Source organism: Pseudomonas sp. IT-P260 (assembly GCF_949768395.1).
GTDB lineage: Bacteria > Pseudomonadota > Gammaproteobacteria > Pseudomonadales > Pseudomonadaceae > Aquipseudomonas > Aquipseudomonas parakoreensis.
In genome coordinates this window covers 684,833-703,890 of the sequence record NZ_CATKPO010000011.1, presented here as the reverse complement: position 1 = coordinate 703,890, position 19,058 = coordinate 684,833, and the positions used below count along the sequence as shown (strand labels likewise).

Below are 19,058 nucleotides of genomic sequence, written 5' to 3'. Positions count from 1 at the left end.
GTCCCACTGGCAGAAGCCCGACAATCCGCGTCACCAATTCTTCCTTCCAGCGCTGGTCCTCTCGCAACCCGCTCATTGCATCGCCTCCACATCAAATGCCAGCGGCTTGGCCGGTTTCTGCCCGATCCCGTACCAGTCGAGTTTGCGCGTCAGCACCATGAACACCCCGAGCAGGCCGAACAGCAACAGCGACCCCATCAGCAGCGCATAGTCCTCGGCGCTCAGCAGCCCATACAGCAGGCCATACAAGGCCGCCAATCCCGCAGAAAAACTCAGGCCGTGGCGCACGCGGTGCAGCACGTGGCAGACATAAAACCCGATCAACAACACACAACCACTGGCCGACAGCAGATAGGCCAAAGCAAAGCCGATGTGCTCCGACAGCGACAGCAACAACAGGTAGAAGAACGCCAGCGCCACCCCGACCAATGCGTATTGCACCGGGTGCACCGCAAGACTCTTGAGCACTTCGAACAAGAAGAAACCGGCGAAGGTCAGGACGATAAACAACAGCGCATATTTGATCGCCCGGTCACTCTTCAAGTACTGATCCACCGGGTCGATGAAACTCACGCCAAAACTGCGCCCGTTGAACGCCTCGCAATCATTGCCCATCACACAGCGGTTCATCGCTTCTTGCAGGTTGGTGGAGAAAAACGAAGTCTGCCAATCGGCGCTGAAACCCTGATCATTGATTTCGCGTTTGGCGGGCAGGAAGTTGCCGATGAAGCTGGGGTGCGGCCAGTTGGCAGCGAGGCTGACGTGGCTGGTTTTGCCCACCGGCAACACCTGCAGCGAACCGGTGCCTTGCAGGCGCAGGTCGAAACCGAAGGTCAGCTCCGTGGCGTTGCGGGTGTCCAGTGCCGGCAACGTGACCCGCACACCTTCGCCGAGCCAGCCCACCTGGGTGCCGGGCACAAAGTCCAGGCGCTGGCCGTCGAGTTCCAGTTTCAGCGCGTTTTCAATGCCGCGAATATCGCTGATGCCCACCGCCAGAAACGGCGCGTCGAACTGGTAATCGGCAAAGTCTTCTTTGATCCCTAACTGCGCCGGCAACGAGAAATGCCCGTTGATGCGATTGTCAGCATGGAACAATCGCGCTTGGTAAATGCCCCGGGCGCGCAGCTCGGTCTGCACCTGTCCGTCGAGCTCGAAGCGCTCCGGCAGAAAGTAGAGACGACCGCGCTCTTCGCCGAGCTCTTCATAGCGCTGACTGGTTTTCTCGTTGGTCTTCCAGGTACGCACCACTTTGCGATACGGCACCACCATCACCGGCCCGCTCAGTTGCTGGCTGTAGCTGGAACTGCGGGCGATGTCTTCGAGCACGCCGTCGCGCAGTTGCTGGCGGTCGTCGATGATGCCGTCAATCATCAGCAGCGGGATCAGCAACAGCAGGATCAACAGGGCAATGGCCCCGAGCTTTATGGTCAGATTCTTGTTCATGGGACTCTCCCTGTTTGGATGGGGCAGAGTCTGGTTGGGCTGTGTGGGAGGAATGTGGGGCGATTGTGGAGTTTGTGTGGAAAGATCAAAAGATCGCAGCCTTCGGCAGCTCCTTGGGATTGCGTTCCCCTGTAGGAGCTGCCGAAGGCTGCGATCTTTTTAGGGTCTCAAGGCAGGCGCAATGTCACTTCCACACCGCCCTCGACATTGCGAATCTGCATCGACCCACCATGCAACTTCACCACCTCTTCAACAAAGTTCAGCCCCAACCCGGTGCTCTTGCGCCCACTGTCCGGACGCGGCAACGAATAAAACCGCTCACTCAAGCGCGGCAAGGCGTAATCGGGAATCGGGGCGGCTTCGTTGAACAAGCGCAACTCGACCTGATCCCCGACACGTTCGGCACTGAAACGCAGCAACCCGGCGATCGGGGTGAAATCCAGTGCATTGTCCAGCAGATTGCCCAGCGCCTGGCGCAGCAGAAACGGCTCGCCGATCAGCATCAGATCCGGCGCAATGGTCTGCTCGACCGTGAGCCGCCGGCCTTCGATCCGCGCCGCCTGCGCCTGCAACAATTCGTCAACCAGTCCTGCCAGCGGCACCGCCAACCGTTCCTCAAGCCCCTGACGCTGCTCGACTTGCGCCAGATTCAACAGGCGCTCGATCAACTGCTGCATCCGCGCGCTTTCGCTGTCGATGTTGCCGACAAAGCGCAGGCGCTGAATCGCTGGCATTTCATCCTGCAGCAACTCCGCGGCACCGCGAATGGCCGCCAGCGGGCTCTTCAATTCATGGGTCAGCGTGTGCACGTAACGTTCGACGTAAGCCTTGCCTTCGAGCTGGGTGCGCATCTGCTCCACCGCCGTCGCCAGTTGCTCCAGTTCGCCGCCACGGTAATGCGGCACCTCCACCCGGCGCCCCTCACTGACCGCTTTGGCGTAACCGGTCAAACGGTGCAGCGCGCGGCTCAGCCACCACGACAGCAAGGCACCGAACAGCAGGCCAAGGCCGATCAGCCCGGCGCCGTAAAACAGCAAACGCCGCTCGGTGCGATCGACGTAAGGCTGCAAAGAGCTATTGGGCTTGGCCACGGTGACCACGCCGATGATTTTGCCGTTGTCGCGGATCGGCGCGCCGACGTGCATCACCGACGACGCCGGGTCGTTCGGATCGCTGCGGGTTGAGCGCGCACCGTATGCGCCGCGCAGGGTCAGGTAGACGTCGTTCCAGCGCGAGTAATCCTGCCCGACCGCCACGCCACTGGAATCCAGGACCACGATGCCTTTGGCGTCGGTGACGTAGATGCGATGGTTGACCTGATTTTTCGGCAACCCCCAGATGGTCGCCTGCGGCTGGCGTTCGCCGTAGGCACGCAACAATTCGGGCCAGCGGTTCTCGCTGAGCGTGCCGGCCTTGAAATCATCACGCAGGATTTCCGCCATCAGGTTGGCGGTGTCGACCAGGGTTTCTTCGGTGGACTGACGCACACCGGGGCGGATCTCTTCCATCACCGTGTTGAGCACGAAGTAACCGGTCAGGCCGATAAACAGCACATACACCAGAAAAATCCGCAGCCCCAGCGACATCAGCTGTGCCCCGGGCTGTAGCTGTAACCGAGGCCACGATGAGTCTGGATCGGCTCGGCGTCGGCCCGCACCAGACGCAATTTGGCGCGCACGCTTTTGATGTGGCTGTCGATGCTGCGCTCGTAGCCGGCGTCGGCAGCAACGCCTAGCGCGTCGAGCAGTTGCTCGCGGCTGAACACCCGCTGCGGTTGTTCGAGCAGGCATTGCAACAGGCGGAATTCGTGGCGGGTCAGGCTCAATGGCTGTCCCCGATAGACGATCTGCACACGCTCGGCATCGATGCGAAACAGTGCCGAGGAGGCTTCAACCACAGGACGCGGCGCCATGCGCTTGAGAATCGCCCGTACCCGCGCCGCCACCTCACGCGGGCTGAACGGCTTGACCACGTAATCGTCGGCGCCGATCTCCAGCCCCACCACCCGGTCGATCTCGGCGTCCCGGGCGCTGAGGAACAGCACCGGCACTTCACTGAAGCGCCGCAGCTGCTTGCAGGTTTCAAAACCGCTGATGTCCGGCAGGCCGATATCGAGAATGATCAAGTCGGCCGGGGTCTGTCGTTGATGCTCCAGCGCCGCGGCGCCAAGGCTCAGCCACGTGGTCGTGAACCCCTCGCCCTGCAGGGCAAAAATCAGCGTATCGGCAATCGCCGCTTCGTCTTCGACAATCAGGATATGAGGCATGGCGTCCGAGCCCATGGGTTAAGTGCGCGAACGGTGCCCCAAGCCTGACCTTACGTCAATGAGACCACTTAGCAGTCCGGCTTGTCGGCGGTGAAACGCCGCGCCGGGTTCACTGCGGCGCCAAACTCGCGCAAGGCCTTGGCACCGATCAGCAGCGGGTAGTTGAAGTTGCTGCGGTCGGTCAGGTTGACCTCAACGGTGCGCTTGACGTTGCCCAGGCACAGTTCCAGATCGACCACCGGGCGTTTGGCGACTTCAGTGCTGTCGCCCTCGTCCTCTTCGTCCGAGCGGCTCTTGATCTTGCTGATCCGTGCGATCTTGTGCTCGTACACTTTGTTGCTGGCGTCCTTGGTGCCGAGGCGGAAGCGCACCCAGTTTTCACCGTCGCGGGTGAAGGTCTCGATGTCCTTGGCCGACAGCGAGGCGGTCAGCGCGCCAGTGTCCATCTTGGCCTTGAGCACCTCACCACCGATTTCCGGCAGCGCGATGTATTCATAACGCCCGTACAGGGTCGGTTCGGCGGCCATGACCGGCATGGCGACGAGGGCAAACAGTGCAAGGAGGGATTTCACGTAGAGGGCTTCCTTGGAAAATGAGGGCGTCAGACGCGAGATTTTAGACAGTGGATGGGCTGTTGGTTCGCCGCAAGTCCGCCTTCGCGAGCAGGCTCGCTCCCACATTGGATCTTCTGCGTGCATGCAATCTTGCGCACCGCGTAAATTTCCTGTGGGAGCGAGCCTGCTCGCGAAGAGGCCAGCCCATTCAATATGAATCTTGAGCAAAGCATACCGGCCCAAAAGTGAAACATTCGTCACCGCCGATTTGGCCTGTCGCCCGAAGCCACTTATCATGGCGCGCCCATCCGCCTTCATAGAGTTGCTTATGCGCCGCCTGCTCACCGGCTGTTTCGTCACCCTGCTGCTATTGCTCAACACCCTGATCCTGATCGGGCCGTTGATGGTCTTCGCCCTGCTCAAACTGATTGCGCCAGGGCGCTGGCGCGATTACGCCTCGTGGTCGGTGATGTGGATTGCCGAGACCTGGGCGGAAATCGACAAGCTGATCTTTCGTCTGTGCATCCCCACTCAGTGGGACATTCGCGGCGGCGCAGACCTGCGTGGTGACACCTCGTATCTGGTGGTCAGCAACCACCAGTCGTGGGTAGACATTCCGGCGCTGATCCAGACCCTCAACCGGCGCACGCCGTTCTTCAAGTTCTTCCTCAAGAAAGAGCTGATCTGGGTGCCGTTCCTTGGTCTGGCGTGGTGGGCGCTGGATTACCCGTTCATGAAGCGCTACAGCAAGGCGTTTCTGGCGAAGCATCCGGAGCTGGCGGGCAAGGATCTGGAAATCACCAAACAGGCCTGCGAGCTGTTCAAGCGCCAGCCGGTAACGGTCGTGAATTATCTGGAAGGTACTCGCTACACCGCGGCGAAAAGCGCGCAGCAGCAGTCACCGTTCAGGCACCTGCTCAAACCCAAGGCCGGTGGCGTGGCGTTTGTGCTGGCGGCGATGGGGGAGCAGATGGATGCGTTGCTCGACGTGACCGTGGTTTATCCACAGGAGAACATTCCCGGGTTCTGGGATCTGATCAGCGGCAGCGTGCCGCGGGTGATCGTCGACATCCAGACCCGCGAACTCGACCCGGCGCTGTCGCAGGGCGATTACGAGAACGATCCGCAGTTTCGCCAGCAGGTCCAGAACTGGGTCAACCAGCTCTGGACCGAGAAGGATCAGCGCATAACCGAACTCAAGGGCGAGCGCCGCTGAGTCATCCGTTGGTGCCGGTGCCCCAGATGCTGCCCAGGCTTTGCAGCAACGAGCCGCCGACACCCTGCTGACCGAGGTATTGCAGGAGGATCGGGGCAAACTGGCCGACCATCCCGCTGTCCATGCCCAGCGCACCGAAGGCGTTGTTCAAATCATTGGTGTCCTTGACGTTGCCCAGCGCATTTTCCAGCCCGGCTGACTTGCCCGACGAGCCCAGCAACCCGCTCAATGCCGCCAGATTGCCGCTACCGCCCGACAGTTTGTCGATGCCCGGCACTTCTTTGGCCAACTGCGAATAATCGGTGCTGCTCAATTGGTTCTTGGCCAGGCCCAACATCGCACTGGTTCCCCCTACAGCTTGCTGGGGCGTGACGTTCAGCGCACTCAAGGCACTCAGCAATCCAGCGGTTTCCGAAGTCGGTGCAGCGGCGGCAGCCTTGTCACCCCCTTGCATCCCCGAGACTGCACCGGCGACATCGTTCAAGCTGAAACCGGCAAACACCGGGCTCGCTGCAAGGGTCATCAGTGAAGCCAAGGCCATACCGCGTGAAATCTTCATTCAGACATCCTCTTGCGCTGTGGTAACCGCCCGCTTATGGGCGGCAAAACTGCCGGTTTGACCGGGTTTGCGCCGGCATGTTCCTCGCTGGCGCATCCATTTTCAGGATAGCCACGTATATAAAACGTGAAACCGTGGATAACCCGAGATGAATGGCACAAGCGCTGTCGCTGAACTAGCCTGTGAACAGCCCGAGCAGCGCCCTCGTCGTCCGCCCATTGCCTGGAGAACCGTCATTTCCACCGCCGACACCGATCAGTTGCGCCAATTGTTGGCCCAGTGTTCACTGGGCGATCGGCGTGCATTCGAAACCCTCTATCGCAGCGTCGGCCCGCGCTTGCACGGTGTCGCCTTGCGTTTCATGGGCCGGGCAGATCTGGCCGAGGACGTGCTGCAGGAAAGCTTCGTGCGCATCTGGAACAACGCCTCGCGCTACGAAGCCCATTTGTCGGCGCCGCTGACCTGGATGATCAACATCACTCGCCACCAGGCCATCGACCAGTTACGCAAACAGCGTGACCGGCCGCTGACCGACTTCGAACAGGCCACCTTGCTGGACGAAGGCCCTTCGGCCCACGACCTGCTGAACAGCAGCCGCGAAGCCAGCGCGCTGCACCGTTGCCTCGACACCCTCGACGGCATGCAGCGCCAGTCGATCAGCGTCGCCTACTTTCAGGGCCTGTCCTGCGCGGAACTCGCCGAACACCTGGCCGCGCCGCTGGGTTCGGTGAAGTCGTGGATTCGCCGTGGCATGGAACGTCTGCGCAGGTGCCTTGAATCATGAACTACCAGACCCCTGCCCTGCGCCGCGCCCTCGCTGCCGATTACGCCATCGGCCTGATGTCGGCGGCGGCGCGTCGGCGCTTTGAACAATTGCTGCTGGACGATGCAGCACTGCGCACAGAACTCGCTCACTGGCAGGAAAGCCTTGCCAGCCTGACCGACGCGGTTCCAGAGCAACCGGTGCCGGATCGGGTGTGGCAAGGCATCACTGCGCGCATCGAACCGCAAGTACTGCACGTCCCGGAAAAACGTCCGTTCTGGAACTGGCTGCGGGTCACTGCCGCACTCTGCTCGATCGTGGTGCTGGTGTTCCTCGGTTCCCTGTACAACCGCGACGACGCCCGCTACCGCGCCACCCTGCTGAGTGCCGACGCGCAACCGGCGCTGAAGGTCGAGGCGCATGCGGACTATCTGCAGGTCGAACCGCTGACATTGGCGGCAGTCGGTCCTGATCGCAGCCTGGAACTGTGGGCGATACCCGCCGATGGCAAGCCGATTTCGCTGGGGGTGATTCCTGCAGGCGGCAAAGGCAAGGTTGAACTGAGCGCGGCGCAGAAAGCCTTGATCGGCCAGCCGATTGCGCTGGCGGTGAGTCTGGAGCCGAAAGGTGGTTCGCCGACCGGACAGCCGACCGGTCCGGTGCTTTACCAAGGCGCTTTGGCAGCCCTCTGATTGCAAAAATCAAAAGATCGCAGCCTTCGGCAGCTCCTACATGATCCCTGTAGGAGCTGCCGAAGGCTGCGATCTTTTGATCTAAAAAAGGCGACCCGTGGGTCGCCCTTTTTACTTACGCCGCACTGAACAACCGATGCGGATCGATCACAAACTTCTTCGGCACACCGGCATCGAACTCGCCGTAGCCTTCCGGCGCCTGGTCAAGGCTGATGACTTGCACACCCACCACTTCGGCGATGTTGATGCGGTCCCACATGATCGCCTGCATCAGTTGGCGGTTGTATTTCATCACCGGGGTCTGGCCGGTGTGGAAGCTGTGGGATTTGGCCCAGCCCAGACCGAAGCGGATGCTCAGGCTGCCCATTTTCGCGGCGGCGTCCACGGCACCCGGATCTTCGGTCACGTACAGGCCCGGAATACCGATCTTGCCGGCGACGCGCACCACGCCCATCAGCGAGTTGAGTACGGTGGCCGGGGCTTCGGCTTTCACCCCGTCATGCCCGTGACCGCGGGCTTCGAAGCCCACGCAGTCCACCGCGCAATCGACTTCCGGTTCGCCCAGCAGTGCGGCGATCTGCTCGTGCAGCGGCGTGTCCTTGGACAGGTCGACCACTTCAAAACCCTGAGCCTTGGCGTGCGCCAGGCGGATGGTGTTGACGTCGCCGATGATCACCACCGCCGCACCGAGCAAACGGGCGGAGGCGGCAGCGGCCAGACCGACCGGGCCGGCGCCCGCGATGTACACGGTGCTGCCCGGGCCAACGCCCGCCGTTACCGCACCGTGATAGCCGGTCGGCAGAATGTCGGAGAGACAGGTCAGGTCGCGGATTTTCTCCATGGCCTTGTCGCGATCCGGCAGTTTCAGCAGGTTGAAGTCGGCGTACGGCACCAGCACGTATTCAGCCTGGCCGCCGGTCCAGTCGCCCATGTCGACATAACCGTAAGCACCGCCGGCGCGGGCCGGGTTGACGGTCAGGCAGACGCCGGTGTGTTGCTCCTTGCAGGAACGGCAGCGCCCGCAAGCCACGTTGAACGGTACGGAGACCAGGTCGCCGATTTTCAGGTTCTCGACGTCGGAACCCTTCTCGATCACTTCGCCAGTGATTTCATGGCCCAGCACCAGACCGGTCTGCGCCGTGGTCCGGCCGCGCACCATGTGCTGGTCGGAGCCACAAATGTTGGTGGACACCACACGCAGGATCACCCCGTGCTCGATCTTCCTGCCACGCGGGTCCTGCATTTTCGGATAGTCGATTTTCTGTACTTCGACCTTGCCAGCGCCGAGATACACCACACCACGATTGCCAGACATGCTTTCACCTCGCTGTTGTTTTTATGGAACCGCGTTGCCCAGGCAGGCAGCGCGTTAAGTGCTCGGGTTATTGCTTGTTGGTTTTGCGTTGTCAGTTATGGCCCCTTCGCGAGCAGGCTCGCTCCCACGGGGATTTGTGTGGAAACACAGGTCTCTGTCACACCAACGATCAACTGTGGGAGCGAGCCTGCTCGCGAAAGCTATCTAAAGAACAACGGTTCTGTTGGCGTTCAAAAACACCCGTCTTTCGATGTGATAACCCACGGCCCGGGCCAAAGTCAGGCCCTCGATATCACGCCCCTTGGCGATCAAATCTTCCGGGTAATGACTGTGATCCACGGCCTCGACGCCCTGGGCGATGATCGGCCCTTCGTCGAGGTCGTTGTTGATGTAATGCGCCGTGGCGCCGACCAGTTTCACGCCCTTGTTGTAGGCCTGGTGATAGGGTTTGGCACCCTTGAACCCCGGCAGCAACGAGTGATGGATGTTGATCGCCTTGCCATCGAGCTTGCGGCACAACTCCGGTGACAGCACCTGCATGTAGCGGGCGAGGATCACCAGTTCGGCGCCGGACTCTTCGATCACCTGCCACACCTGACGCTCCTGCGACGGCTTGTCGTTGGGGTCGAGGGGGAAATGGTAGTAGGGAATCTGGTGCCAGTCGGCCAGCGGCTTGAGGTCCGGATGGTTGGACACCACCGCCGCCACGTCCATCGACAACTGGCCGATGCGCTGGCGGTAGAGCAAATCGTTGAGGCAGTGATCGGCCTTGGAGACCATGATCACCACTTTCGGCCGGTAGTTCGGCGCAGTCAGCTCGAAGACCATGCCAAACGCCTGACCACGCTCGGCGAGGCCGGCGCGGAAGGACTGTTCGTCAAAGCCGTCGGGCTGACGGAATTCCACACGAATGAAGAAGCGGCCCGAGAGCCGGTCATCGAACGAATGGTGCTCGGTGACGTAGCAACCCTGCTCGAACAGAAAACGCGTCACCGCGTCCACCGTGCCGAGCACGCTGGGGCAGTCGGCGGTCAGAATCCATGTGTCTGGGGCGCGGCTCATGGTGCGGTGACTCCTGTTTCAACATCTGTGAGCAGAGTGAACTCTGTGGCGAATGAGTTCTGTGGCGAGGGAGCTTGCTCCCGCTGGGTTGCGAAGCGACCCCAAAATCAGCAACCGCGTTCTTCCAGAAAGAATGCGCTCGCAGGTTTTTGCGACTGCTTCGCAGCCGAGCGGGAGCAAGCTCCCTCGCCACAAGAAGCAATCGCGGCAACCACTTAGTGTTACGCCTGCACGCTCAGGCCGTACTCGGCCGAAGCATCCTGCAACCACAACCACCAGTAATCCGAGAAGCTGCGGCGGATCAGCAGTTCCCAGGTGTCTTCGGCGGTGTGGCGAATCATCAGCTGCGACTTGGCGAACACCGTGCCCACGGCTTTGCCGACCGGGAAGTTGTTCGGGTGCACGTCGTAGCTGGTGGATTTCATCAGCACCTGACGCACGTTCGGCCCGCTCAGTTCGAGCACTTGCTGGCCGCCGCTGACGTTGACGATCGCGATGTGCAGGTCGCCCAGCGCTTCGCGCAGTTTCTGTTCGGCGGCGAATTCTTCACCGCTTGGCACGATCAGCAGCCACTCGTCCGGGCCCATCCATTGCAGGCTGGTTTCGCCTTTGACGATCACGCTCAGGGCGCCGGGCAACTCAATGCCGAGGGCCTTGTGCACGCCGGCGGCGAACGCGGCATCGTGACCATCGCCACGAATCGTCAGGTGACCGAGGAGTTTCTTTTCACGCACGATGACGCCGGCGTTCTTGCGGCCCTTGCCGACCAGGCTGGCGAGGTCGGCATGATGCAGCGACGACTCGGCACGGGCACCGGTGGTCGGGCGTTGTTGGTACACGTTGGCTGTGGTCATAAAGCACCTTCCTGAATTCTGTTGGTTCCTGCGGTGGCTGAACTGCCGCTTTCGCGAGCAGGCTCGCTCCCACAGGGGAACGCGGTCGAATGTGGGAGCGAGCCTGCTCGCGAATAGCCGCCCGCCCACAATTCCTGAGGCCATCAGATGTTCTGCCGATCCCCCTTCGGATCGAAGAACACCGAAGAAACGATCTCTGCCTCGATCACGCTGCCATCGGCCAACGGTGCAAACACCCGCTCGCCCATGCGCTTCAGACCGCCCTTGACCACGCCCATGGCAAACGAGTAACCGAGGGAGTTGTGCGCGTAGCTGGAGGTCACGTGGCCGACCATGGTCATCGGGATCGCCTGCTTGGTGTTGAACACCAGTTGCGCGCCTTCCGGCAGCCAGACGTTCGGGTCGATCGGCTTCAGGCCCACCAGTTGCTTACGCTGATCCTTCACGCAGTCTTCACGGTTCATGCCGCGCTGACCGATCCACGAGAACGGTTTGGTACGACCGACGCACCAGCCCATGTTCAGGTCGTCCGGGGTCATCGAGCCGTCGGTGTCCTGACCGACGATGATGAACCCCTTCTCGGCGCGCAGGACGTGCATGGTTTCAGTGCCGTACGGGGTCAGGTTGTACTGCTTGCCGGCTTCGACGATTTTCTCCAGCACGCCCATTGCGTAGTCGGCCTGGACGTTGACTTCGTACGACAGCTCACCGGTAAACGAGATACGGAACACCCGCGCCGGCACACCGCCGACCAGACCTTCTTTCCAGGTCATGAACGGGAACGCTTCGTTGGCCAGGTCGATGTCGGTCACGGCACTGAGCAGCTTGCGGCTGTTCGGCCCGGACAAGGTCATGGTCGCCCAGTGGTCGGTGACCGAGGTGAAGTACACCTTCATCTCCGGCCATTCGGTCTGGTGGTACAGCTCCAGCCATTGCAGCACGCGCGCCGCGCCGCCAGTGGTAGTGGTCATGACGAAATGGTTGTCGGCCAGGCAGGCCGTCACGCCGTCGTCGAAGACCATGCCGTCTTCTTTGCACATCAGGCCGTAACGCGCCTTGCCCACGTCGAGCTTGGTCCAGGCGTTGGTGTACACGCGGTTGAGGAACTCACGGGCATCCGGGCCTTGAATGTCGATCTTGCCCAGAGTCGAAGCGTCGAGCAGGCCGACGCTGTCGCGCACGGCTTTGCATTCGCGCTTCACCGCCGCATGCATGTCTTCGCCGTTCTTCGGGAAATACCATGGACGCTTCCACTGACCGACGTCTTCAAACTCGGCGCCGTTTTTCAGGTGCCATTGATGCAACGCGGTGTAGCGCACCGGTTCGAAGATGTGCCCGCAGTGACGACCGGCCACGGCGCCGAACGTTACCGGCGTGTAGTTCGGGCGGAACATCGTGGTGCCCATCTGCGGGATGGTCACGTTCAGTGAACGGGCAGCGATGGCCAGGCCGTTGACGTTGCCGAGCTTGCCCTGATCGGTGCCGAAGCCCAGCGCGGTGTAGCGCTTGACGTGCTCGACCGACTCGAAACCTTCGCGGGTCGCCAGTTCGATGGCGGCGGCGGTGACGTCGTTCTGCAGGTCGACGAATTGCTTCGGCGCCCGCGAAGTACCCTTCTCGTGCGGCACCTGGAACAGCGCCAGCGTCGCTTCTTCGAGACGGCTCAGGGCCTTGGGCAACGTGCCTTCGACCACACCGAAACCGGCTTCACTGGCAGCGCGTGCGCCACCTTCGAAACCATCGGCCAGCGAATCTCCGAGGCCATAAACGCCGTTGATGCCACCAACGCACACGCGCTTCTGCGGTGCTTCGCCCGGTACGAAACCGAGGATGTCTTCGCGCCAGACCGGCTTGCCACCGAGGTGCGAAGCCAGGTGCACCACCGGGCTGTAACCGCCGGAACTGGCGATCACGTCGCAGTCGAGCCATTCGCCCGGGCTGGTCACGGTGTGCGCTTTGACGTCAATCGCGGCAACGCGGGCTGCGGTGACGCGCTTGCTGCCACGGGCCTCGATCACGGCGCTGCCGGTGAGGATGCGAATGCCTTTGGCGCGGGCTTCTTCCACCAGTGCACCACGCGGATTGCTCCGTGCGTCGGCGATGGCGACCACTTGCAGGCTGGCGTCGAGCCAATCCAGCGCCACGCGGTAGGCGTGATCGTTGTTGGTGGTCAGCACCAGCTTCTTGCCCGGTGCCACGCCGTAACGGCGCACGTAAGTCGAGACCGCACCGGCGAGCATGTTGCCCGGCACGTCGTTGTTGCCGTAGACCAGCGGACGCTCGTGGGCACCGGTCGCCAGCACCACACGCTTGGCGCGGACACGGTGGATGCGCTGACGCACCTGACCGATTGGCGCGCGGTCGCCGAGGTGATCGGTGAGGCGTTCATGAATGGTCAGGAAGTTGTGGTCGTGGTAACCGTTAACGGTGGCGCGCGGCAACAGCAGCACGTCCGGAGTGTTCTTCAATTCAGCGATGACGCTGGCCACCCACTCCATCGCCGGTTTGCCGTCGAGGCTTTCGCGCGAGTCAAGCAGGCTGCCGCCGAACTCTTCCTGCTCATCGGCGAGAATCACCCGCGCACCACTGCGCGCAGCCGCCAGGGCAGCCGCCAGACCGGCAGGGCCGGCGCCGACGATCAGCACGTCGCAGTGCTGGTTCATGTAGTCGTAGGTGTCCGGATCGACTTCGGTCGGCGAACGGCCCAGACCGGCAGCCTTGCGAATGTACTTCTCGTACGTCATCCAGAACGATTGCGGGTACATGAAGGTTTTGTAGTAGAAACCCGGCGGCATCAGCTTGCCGCCGACCTTGCCGAGAATGCCCATCATGTCGTTGTTGACGCTCGGCCAGCCGTTGGTGCTGGTGGCGACCAGGCCTTGGTACAGCGCCTGTTGCGTGGCGCGCACGTTGGGGATCTGCGTGGCTTCGGTGGCACCGATCTGCAGCACGGCGTTCGGCTCTTCGGCACCGGCGGCGAAGATCCCGCGAGGACGCGAATACTTGAAGCTGCGGCCGATGATGTCGACGCCGTTGGCGATCAGTGCCGAGGCCAGGGAGTCGCCCTCGAAGCCTTTGTAGCTCTGACCGTTGAAGGTAAAGCTCAGCACTTTGTTGCGGTCGATCCGTCCACCGTTGGACAGGCGATTAGTCTGGCTCATACCTTCTCTCCCAGCGCCGTCGTGGCTGTTTTTGCCGTATCAGCCTTGTCGGTGAATTGCGGCTTGGTGCCGATCTTGTAGGTTTCGAGAATCTCGTAGGTCACGGTGTCGCGGGTGACGTTGAAGTACTGGCGGCAACCGGCGACGTGATCCCACAACTCGTGGTGCAGCCCACGCGGGTTGTCGCGGAAGAACATGTAATCGCCCCACTCTTCATCGGTGCAGGCGTTCGGATCCAGCGGACGCGGGATGTGCGCCTGACCGGATGCATGGAATTCCTCTTCGGAGCGCAGTTCGCCGCAGTGAGGACAGAAGATATGCAACATGGGGATTTCTCCTGTTAGTGGGCGACGGCAGCAGCGCCGTGTTCGTCGATGAGTGCGCCGTTGTGGAAACGGTCGATGGAAAACGGTGCTGCCAATGGGTGCATTTCACCCTTGGCCAGACTCGCGGCAAACACGTTGCCCGAGCCAGGCGTGGCTTTGAAGCCGCCGGTGCCCCAACCGCAGTTGAAGAACATGTTCGGTACCGGGGTTTTCGAAATGATCGGGCAAGCGTCTGGCGTGGTGTCGACGATGCCGCCCCACTGGCGGTTCATGCGCACCCGCGACAGCACCGGGAACATCTCGACGATCGCCTGGATGGTGTGCTCGATCACCGGGTACGAACCGCGCTGGCCGTAACCGTTGTAACCGTCGATACCGGCGCCGATCACCAGGTCGCCCTTGTCGGACTGGCTAATGTAACCGTGCACGGCGTTGGACATGATCACGCTGTCGATAATCGGTTTGATCGGCTCGGACACCAGCGCCTGCAGCGGGTGGGATTCGATCGGCAGACGGAAACCGGCCAGCTTGGCCATGTGTCCGGAGTTACCGGCGGTGACCACGCCGACGCGTTTGGCGCCGATGAAACCCTTATTGGTTTCAACGCCGATGCATACGCCGTTTTCCTTGCGGAAACCGATGACTTCGGTCTGCTGGATCAAGTCCACGCCCAAGGCGTCGGCGGCACGGGCAAAGCCCCAGGCCACGGCATCGTGACGGGCAACGCCGCCACGACGTTGAACGGTCGCGCCCATCACCGGGTAGCGGGTGTTTTTCGAGCAGTCGAGGTACGGGATCTCGTCGGCCACTTGCTTGGCGTTGAGCAGTTCGCCGTCGACGCCATTGAGGCGGTTGGCGCTGACCCGACGCTCCGAATCACGGATGTCCTGCAGGGTGTGGCACAGGTTGTAGACGCCGCGCTGGGAGAACATCACGTTGTAGTTCAGATCCTGCGACAGGCCTTCCCACAGTTTCATCGCGTGTTCGTACAGGTGCGCCGACTCGTCCCACAGGTAGTTGGAACGCACGATGGTGGTGTTGCGCGCGGTGTTGCCACCGCCCAGCCAGCCCTTCTCGACCACGGCCACGTTGGTGATGCCGTGCTCTTTCGCCAGATAGTAGGCGGTCGCCAGACCGTGCCCGCCACCGCCGACGATGACCACGTCGTAGACCTTCTTCGGCGTCGGCGTGCGCCACATGCGCTGCCAGTTCTCGTGGTGGCTGAGGGAGTGTTTGAAGAGGCCGAAGCCCGAATAGCGTTGCATAGTCATTTACTCCAAACCGCTCAGCGATAAACCGGGTAGTCGGCGCACAGTGCCGCGACGTTCTTGGCCACATTCGCTTCAACGTCGGCGTCACCGAGGTTGTCGAGGATGTCGCAGATCCAGCCGGCCAGCGCTTCGCACTGGGCGACCTTGAAGCCACGCGTGGTGACGGCCGGGGTGCCGATGCGCAGGCCCGAGGTCACGAACGGCGACTGCGGGTCGTTCGGCACGGCGTTCTTGTTGACGGTGATGTGCGCGCGGCCAAGGGCGGCGTCAGCATCTTTGCCGGTCAGGCCCTGACGGATCAGGCTGACCAGAAACAGGTGGTTGTCGGTACCGCCGGACACTACATCGTAGCCACGTTTGATAAACACGCTGGCCATGGCCTTGGCGTTATCGATCACTTGTTGCTGATAGGCCTTGAAACCGGGCTCCAGCGCTTCCTTGAAGCACACCGCCTTACCGGCGATGACATGCATCAGCGGGCCGCCCTGGGCGCCAGGGAATACCGCGGCGTTGAGCTTTTTCTCGATCTCTTCGTTGGACTTGGCCAGGATCAGCCCGCCACGCGGACCGCGCAGGGTCTTGTGGGTGGTGGTGGTGACCACGTCGGCGTAAGGCAGCGGGTTCGGGTACAGGCCAGCAGCGACCAGACCGGCGACGTGGGCCATGTCGACGAACAGCAGCGCACCCACTTTGTCGGCAATCTGGCGGAAGCGCGGGAAATCCAGTGTTTTCGAGTAGGCGGAGAACCCGGCAACGATCATCTTCGGTTTGCACTCGACGGCCAGACGCTCGACTTCGTCGTAATCGATCAGCCCGGTGTCGGTGTTGATCCCGTACTGCACCGCGTTGTAGAGCTTGCCCGAGGACGAGACTTTCGCGCCGTGGGTCAGGTGACCGCCATGAGCGAGGCTCATACCGAGAATGGTGTCGCCCGGCTGGATCAGTGCCAGATACACGGCGCTGTTGGCCGAGGAACCGGAGTGCGGCTGGACGTTGGCGTAATCGGCACCGAACAGTTGCTTGGCGCGTTCGATGGCCAGCGCTTCGACTTTATCCACATGCTCGCAGCCACCGTAGTAGCGCTTGCCCGGATAACCTTCGGCGTATTTGTTGGTCAGGCCACTGCCTTGCGCTTGCATCACGCGCTTGCTGGTGTAGTTCTCCGACGCGATCAGCTCGATGTGATCTTCCTGACGTTGCTCCTCGGCATTCATCGCCGCCAGCAGTGCATCGTCGTAACCCTGGATCTGGTCTTGCTTGCTGAACATCGCGTCTCTCCCAGCGGCGTCGGTGCGCCATTTCGTCTTGGTCAGGCACGCGGCTTGCGGAGGTGCCCTTTGATGCGATGGTATGGCCGGCGCAGACAGCCCAGATGCCTACGGACGCCACACAAAGGTGCGTTTACGACATGGCTCGAAATGACCGATTGAATTCGTGGAGATCCCCTGTGGGAGCGAGCCTGCTCGCGAAGAGGCCGGCACATCCGACATGGAAGTTGGCTGACAGACCGCCTTCGCGAGCAGGCTCGCTCCCACAGGGGTCAGGTGTATGCCGCACGGATGGCGAGCAGCAGGAGGAAATGCAGGGGATAGAGCGCATAGGCCCAGCGTCGCATTGGCGGTGACTGGAGATGTCGCGCATGTCGCAACAGGAACACCCCGAGCATTGGCGCAAACAGACACGCCGCGATACCAAACACCGCCACGTAGTTGCCGAACTCCGCTGCCTCATACAGCACCCGCCACTGATTGCCCGCCAGACACACCAGCCCCGGCAACAGGCCGAAATACCAGGGACGACGGATCACCCCCAGCAGCGCCAGCGGCAGCAACACGCCAAACACGCCGAACATCAGCCATTGCGAAAACAGCGCCGCCAGCAGCAAGGCACCGACGCCCAACAGTCGCGACAGTAGCGTGCGATCTTGCCAGCCCCGCGCCACCAGCAACCCCAGCGCCAGCGTAGGCATCACGTTCAAGGTGTCGGGATCGGGAATGTACAAGCGGTAAGGAATCTCGCTGACCAGACTGAACAGCAGCAACCAGCCCAGATAGCGCCACTCGGTCTTCTGCGCACCGGCCCGGGCCAGGTTCGCCGCCATCGCCAGACAGAACCACGGGAATGCCATGCGCCCCGGCACATACAGCCAATCGGCGCTGATCCCGACATATCGCAGGTGATCGAGCAGCATGCTCAGCAGCGCCAGCCACTTGAGCAGATCGAGTGCGCCGTCGCGTTTAGTCACGTGCATAATCGGGTAACAAACTGGTAATTTCCTGACAGTGACATCCCGTGTGCTCCCCGGAAGATCTTCGGTAAAGTGCGCACCCTCATTGACCACGAGCCTTCACAAGAGTCTCGACCACGGAAGCCGGCCATGACCGACAAGAGCCAACAATTCGCCAGCGACAACTACTCCGGCATCTGCCCCGAAGCCTGGGCCGCCATGGAACAGGCCAACCACGGCCACCAGCGCGCTTATGGCGACGATGAATGGACCGCACGTGCGGCCGACCATTTCCGCAAGCTGTTCGAAACCGACTGCGAGGTGTTCTTCGCCTTCAACGGCACCGCCGCCAACTCGCTGGCGCTGTCGTCACTGTGCCAGAGTTACCACAGCGTGATCTGCTCGGAAACCGCCCACGTCGAAACCGATGAATGCGGCGCCCCGGAATTCTTCTCCAACGGCTCGAAACTGCTGATCGCCGGCACCGAAAACGGCAAGATCACCCCGCAGTCGATCCGCGAAGTCGCGCTCAAGCGCCAGGACATCCACTACCCGAAACCGCGCGTCGTGACCCTGACTCAGGCCACTGAAGTCGGCAGCGTCTACACCCCGGAAGAAGTCCGCGCCATCAGCGCCACCTGCAAGGAACTGGGCTTGCACCTGCACATGGACGGCGCGCGTTTCTCCAACGCCTGCGCGTTCCTCGGCTGCTCGCCAGCCGACCTGACCTGGAAAGCAGGTGTCGATGTGCTGTGCTTCGGCGGCACCAAAAACGGCATGGCGGTGGGTGAGGCAATCCTGTTCTTCAACCACAAACTGGCCGAAGACTTCGATTACCGCTGCAAACAGGCTGGGCAACTGGCGTCGAAAATGCGTTTCCTGTCGGCACCGTGGGTCGGCATCCTCGAAAACGACGCCTGGCTCAAATACGCCCGCCACGCCAACCACTGCGCGCAACTGCTGGCCGAGCTGGTCAGCGACATCCCGGGTGTGGAACTGATGTTCCCGGTGCAGGCCAACGGCGTGTTCCTGCAACTCTCGGAACCGGCCATCGCCGCGCTGACCGCCAAGAACTGGCGCTTCTACACCTTCATCGGCAAGGGCGGCGCGCGTTTCATGTGCTCGTGGGACACCGAAGAAGAACGTGTGCGCGAACTGGCGCGCGACATCCGCGAAGTGATGTCCGCCTGATTCTTCCTCTGTAGGAGCTGCCGCAGGCTGCGATCTTTTGATCTTGATCTTAAAAACAAAATCAAAAGATCGCAGCCTGCGGCAGCTCCTACAGGGATTGCGATGTTCCTTGGTCTACATTGTCTGTCGAGCCCTCCGCTCACATAACAACAAGCAGG

Annotated in this window: 17 protein-coding genes; 4 read left to right on the top strand and 13 right to left on the bottom strand. The window is 61.7% G+C overall.

Annotated elements, in window-relative coordinates; all coding sequences use genetic code 11:
* Nucleotides 1-72 precede the first annotated feature (72 nt).
* From creD to ACM6HV_RS10060, 4 genes are all read right to left on the bottom strand, one after another.
* Entirely contained in the window at nucleotides 73-1,443 is a 1,371-nt protein-coding gene (gene creD / locus ACM6HV_RS10075) for a cell envelope integrity protein CreD (RefSeq protein WP_414904101.1), read from the bottom strand.
* A gap of 167 nt (nucleotides 1,444-1,610) precedes the next feature.
* A complete protein-coding gene (gene creC, locus ACM6HV_RS10070; RefSeq protein ID WP_414904100.1) occupies nucleotides 1,611-3,029 on the bottom strand; it encodes a two-component system sensor histidine kinase CreC in 1,419 nt (472 codons plus the stop codon).
* Nucleotides 3,029-3,709 (bottom strand): two-component system response regulator CreB, encoded by a 681-nt coding sequence (gene creB, locus ACM6HV_RS10065; RefSeq protein WP_414904099.1) that lies wholly within the window; start codon nucleotides 3,707-3,709, stop codon nucleotides 3,029-3,031. The genes creC and creB overlap by 1 nt, the downstream gene beginning before the upstream one ends.
* A 68-nt stretch (nucleotides 3,710-3,777) precedes the next feature.
* Entirely contained in the window at nucleotides 3,778-4,281 is a 504-nt protein-coding gene (locus tag ACM6HV_RS10060; protein ID WP_414904098.1) for an ATP-dependent zinc protease, read from the bottom strand.
* Nucleotides 4,282-4,591: 310 nt separating this feature from the next.
* On the opposite strand from ACM6HV_RS10060, the gene ACM6HV_RS10055 reads away from it, so the two are divergent.
* Complete coding sequence (locus ACM6HV_RS10055) at nucleotides 4,592-5,479, top strand: acyltransferase (protein ID WP_414904097.1); 888 nt, start codon at nucleotides 4,592-4,594, stop codon at nucleotides 5,477-5,479.
* A gap of 1 nt (nucleotide 5,480) precedes the next feature.
* On the opposite strand, the gene ACM6HV_RS10050 is transcribed toward ACM6HV_RS10055, so the two are convergent.
* The gene (locus ACM6HV_RS10050; RefSeq protein WP_145593537.1) at nucleotides 5,481-6,038 is read right to left on the bottom strand and encodes a DUF2780 domain-containing protein; all 558 of its coding nucleotides are present in this window, start codon (nucleotides 6,036-6,038) and stop codon (nucleotides 5,481-5,483) included.
* Between the two features lie 148 nt (nucleotides 6,039-6,186).
* Between ACM6HV_RS10050 and ACM6HV_RS10045 the strand changes: the two genes are divergently transcribed.
* The gene (locus ACM6HV_RS10045; RefSeq protein WP_414904096.1) at nucleotides 6,187-6,822 is read left to right on the top strand and encodes an RNA polymerase sigma factor; all 636 of its coding nucleotides are present in this window, start codon (nucleotides 6,187-6,189) and stop codon (nucleotides 6,820-6,822) included.
* Entirely contained in the window at nucleotides 6,819-7,493 is a 675-nt protein-coding gene (locus ACM6HV_RS10040; RefSeq protein WP_145593538.1) for an anti-sigma factor domain-containing protein, read from the top strand. Before ACM6HV_RS10045 ends, ACM6HV_RS10040 begins: the two co-directional genes overlap by 4 nt.
* Nucleotides 7,494-7,608: 115 nt before the next feature.
* On the opposite strand, the gene fdhA is transcribed toward ACM6HV_RS10040, so the two are convergent.
* The 8 genes from fdhA to ACM6HV_RS10000 form a co-directional block, all read right to left on the bottom strand.
* Nucleotides 7,609-8,808, bottom strand: coding sequence for a formaldehyde dehydrogenase, glutathione-independent (gene fdhA / locus ACM6HV_RS10035; protein WP_027610665.1), 1,200 nt, complete (start codon nucleotides 8,806-8,808; stop codon nucleotides 7,609-7,611).
* A gap of 204 nt (nucleotides 8,809-9,012) precedes the next feature.
* Nucleotides 9,013-9,870 (bottom strand): formyltetrahydrofolate deformylase, encoded by an 858-nt coding sequence (gene purU, locus ACM6HV_RS10030; protein ID WP_064589552.1) that lies wholly within the window; start codon nucleotides 9,868-9,870, stop codon nucleotides 9,013-9,015.
* A gap of 221 nt (nucleotides 9,871-10,091) precedes the next feature.
* Complete coding sequence (locus tag ACM6HV_RS10025; RefSeq protein ID WP_034155013.1) at nucleotides 10,092-10,724, bottom strand: sarcosine oxidase subunit gamma; 633 nt, start codon at nucleotides 10,722-10,724, stop codon at nucleotides 10,092-10,094.
* A gap of 143 nt (nucleotides 10,725-10,867) precedes the next feature.
* Nucleotides 10,868-13,885, bottom strand: coding sequence for a sarcosine oxidase subunit alpha (locus tag ACM6HV_RS10020; RefSeq protein WP_047297060.1), 3,018 nt, complete (start codon nucleotides 13,883-13,885; stop codon nucleotides 10,868-10,870).
* Nucleotides 13,882-14,211: a sarcosine oxidase subunit delta gene (locus tag ACM6HV_RS10015; RefSeq protein WP_003228964.1), complete on the bottom strand. Its 330-nt coding sequence runs from the start codon at nucleotides 14,209-14,211 to the stop codon at nucleotides 13,882-13,884. The genes ACM6HV_RS10020 and ACM6HV_RS10015 overlap by 4 nt, the downstream gene beginning before the upstream one ends.
* Before the next feature lie 14 nt (nucleotides 14,212-14,225).
* Nucleotides 14,226-15,476: a sarcosine oxidase subunit beta gene (locus ACM6HV_RS10010; protein ID WP_003206307.1), complete on the bottom strand. Its 1,251-nt coding sequence runs from the start codon at nucleotides 15,474-15,476 to the stop codon at nucleotides 14,226-14,228.
* 20 nt (nucleotides 15,477-15,496) lie between these two features.
* On the bottom strand, nucleotides 15,497-16,750 hold the full coding sequence (glyA, locus tag ACM6HV_RS10005; protein ID WP_041069902.1) for a serine hydroxymethyltransferase: 1,254 nt from the start codon (nucleotides 16,748-16,750) through the stop codon (nucleotides 15,497-15,499).
* Nucleotides 16,751-17,022: 272 nt separating this feature from the next.
* Nucleotides 17,023-17,733, bottom strand: a complete 711-nt coding sequence (locus tag ACM6HV_RS10000) for a TraX family protein (protein WP_414904095.1) — start codon at nucleotides 17,731-17,733, stop codon at nucleotides 17,023-17,025.
* A 126-nt stretch (nucleotides 17,734-17,859) separates the two neighbouring features.
* On the opposite strand from ACM6HV_RS10000, the gene ACM6HV_RS09995 reads away from it, so the two are divergent.
* The gene (locus tag ACM6HV_RS09995; RefSeq protein ID WP_016772826.1) at nucleotides 17,860-18,900 is read left to right on the top strand and encodes a low specificity L-threonine aldolase; all 1,041 of its coding nucleotides are present in this window, start codon (nucleotides 17,860-17,862) and stop codon (nucleotides 18,898-18,900) included.
* Nucleotides 18,901-19,058 lie beyond the last annotated feature (158 nt).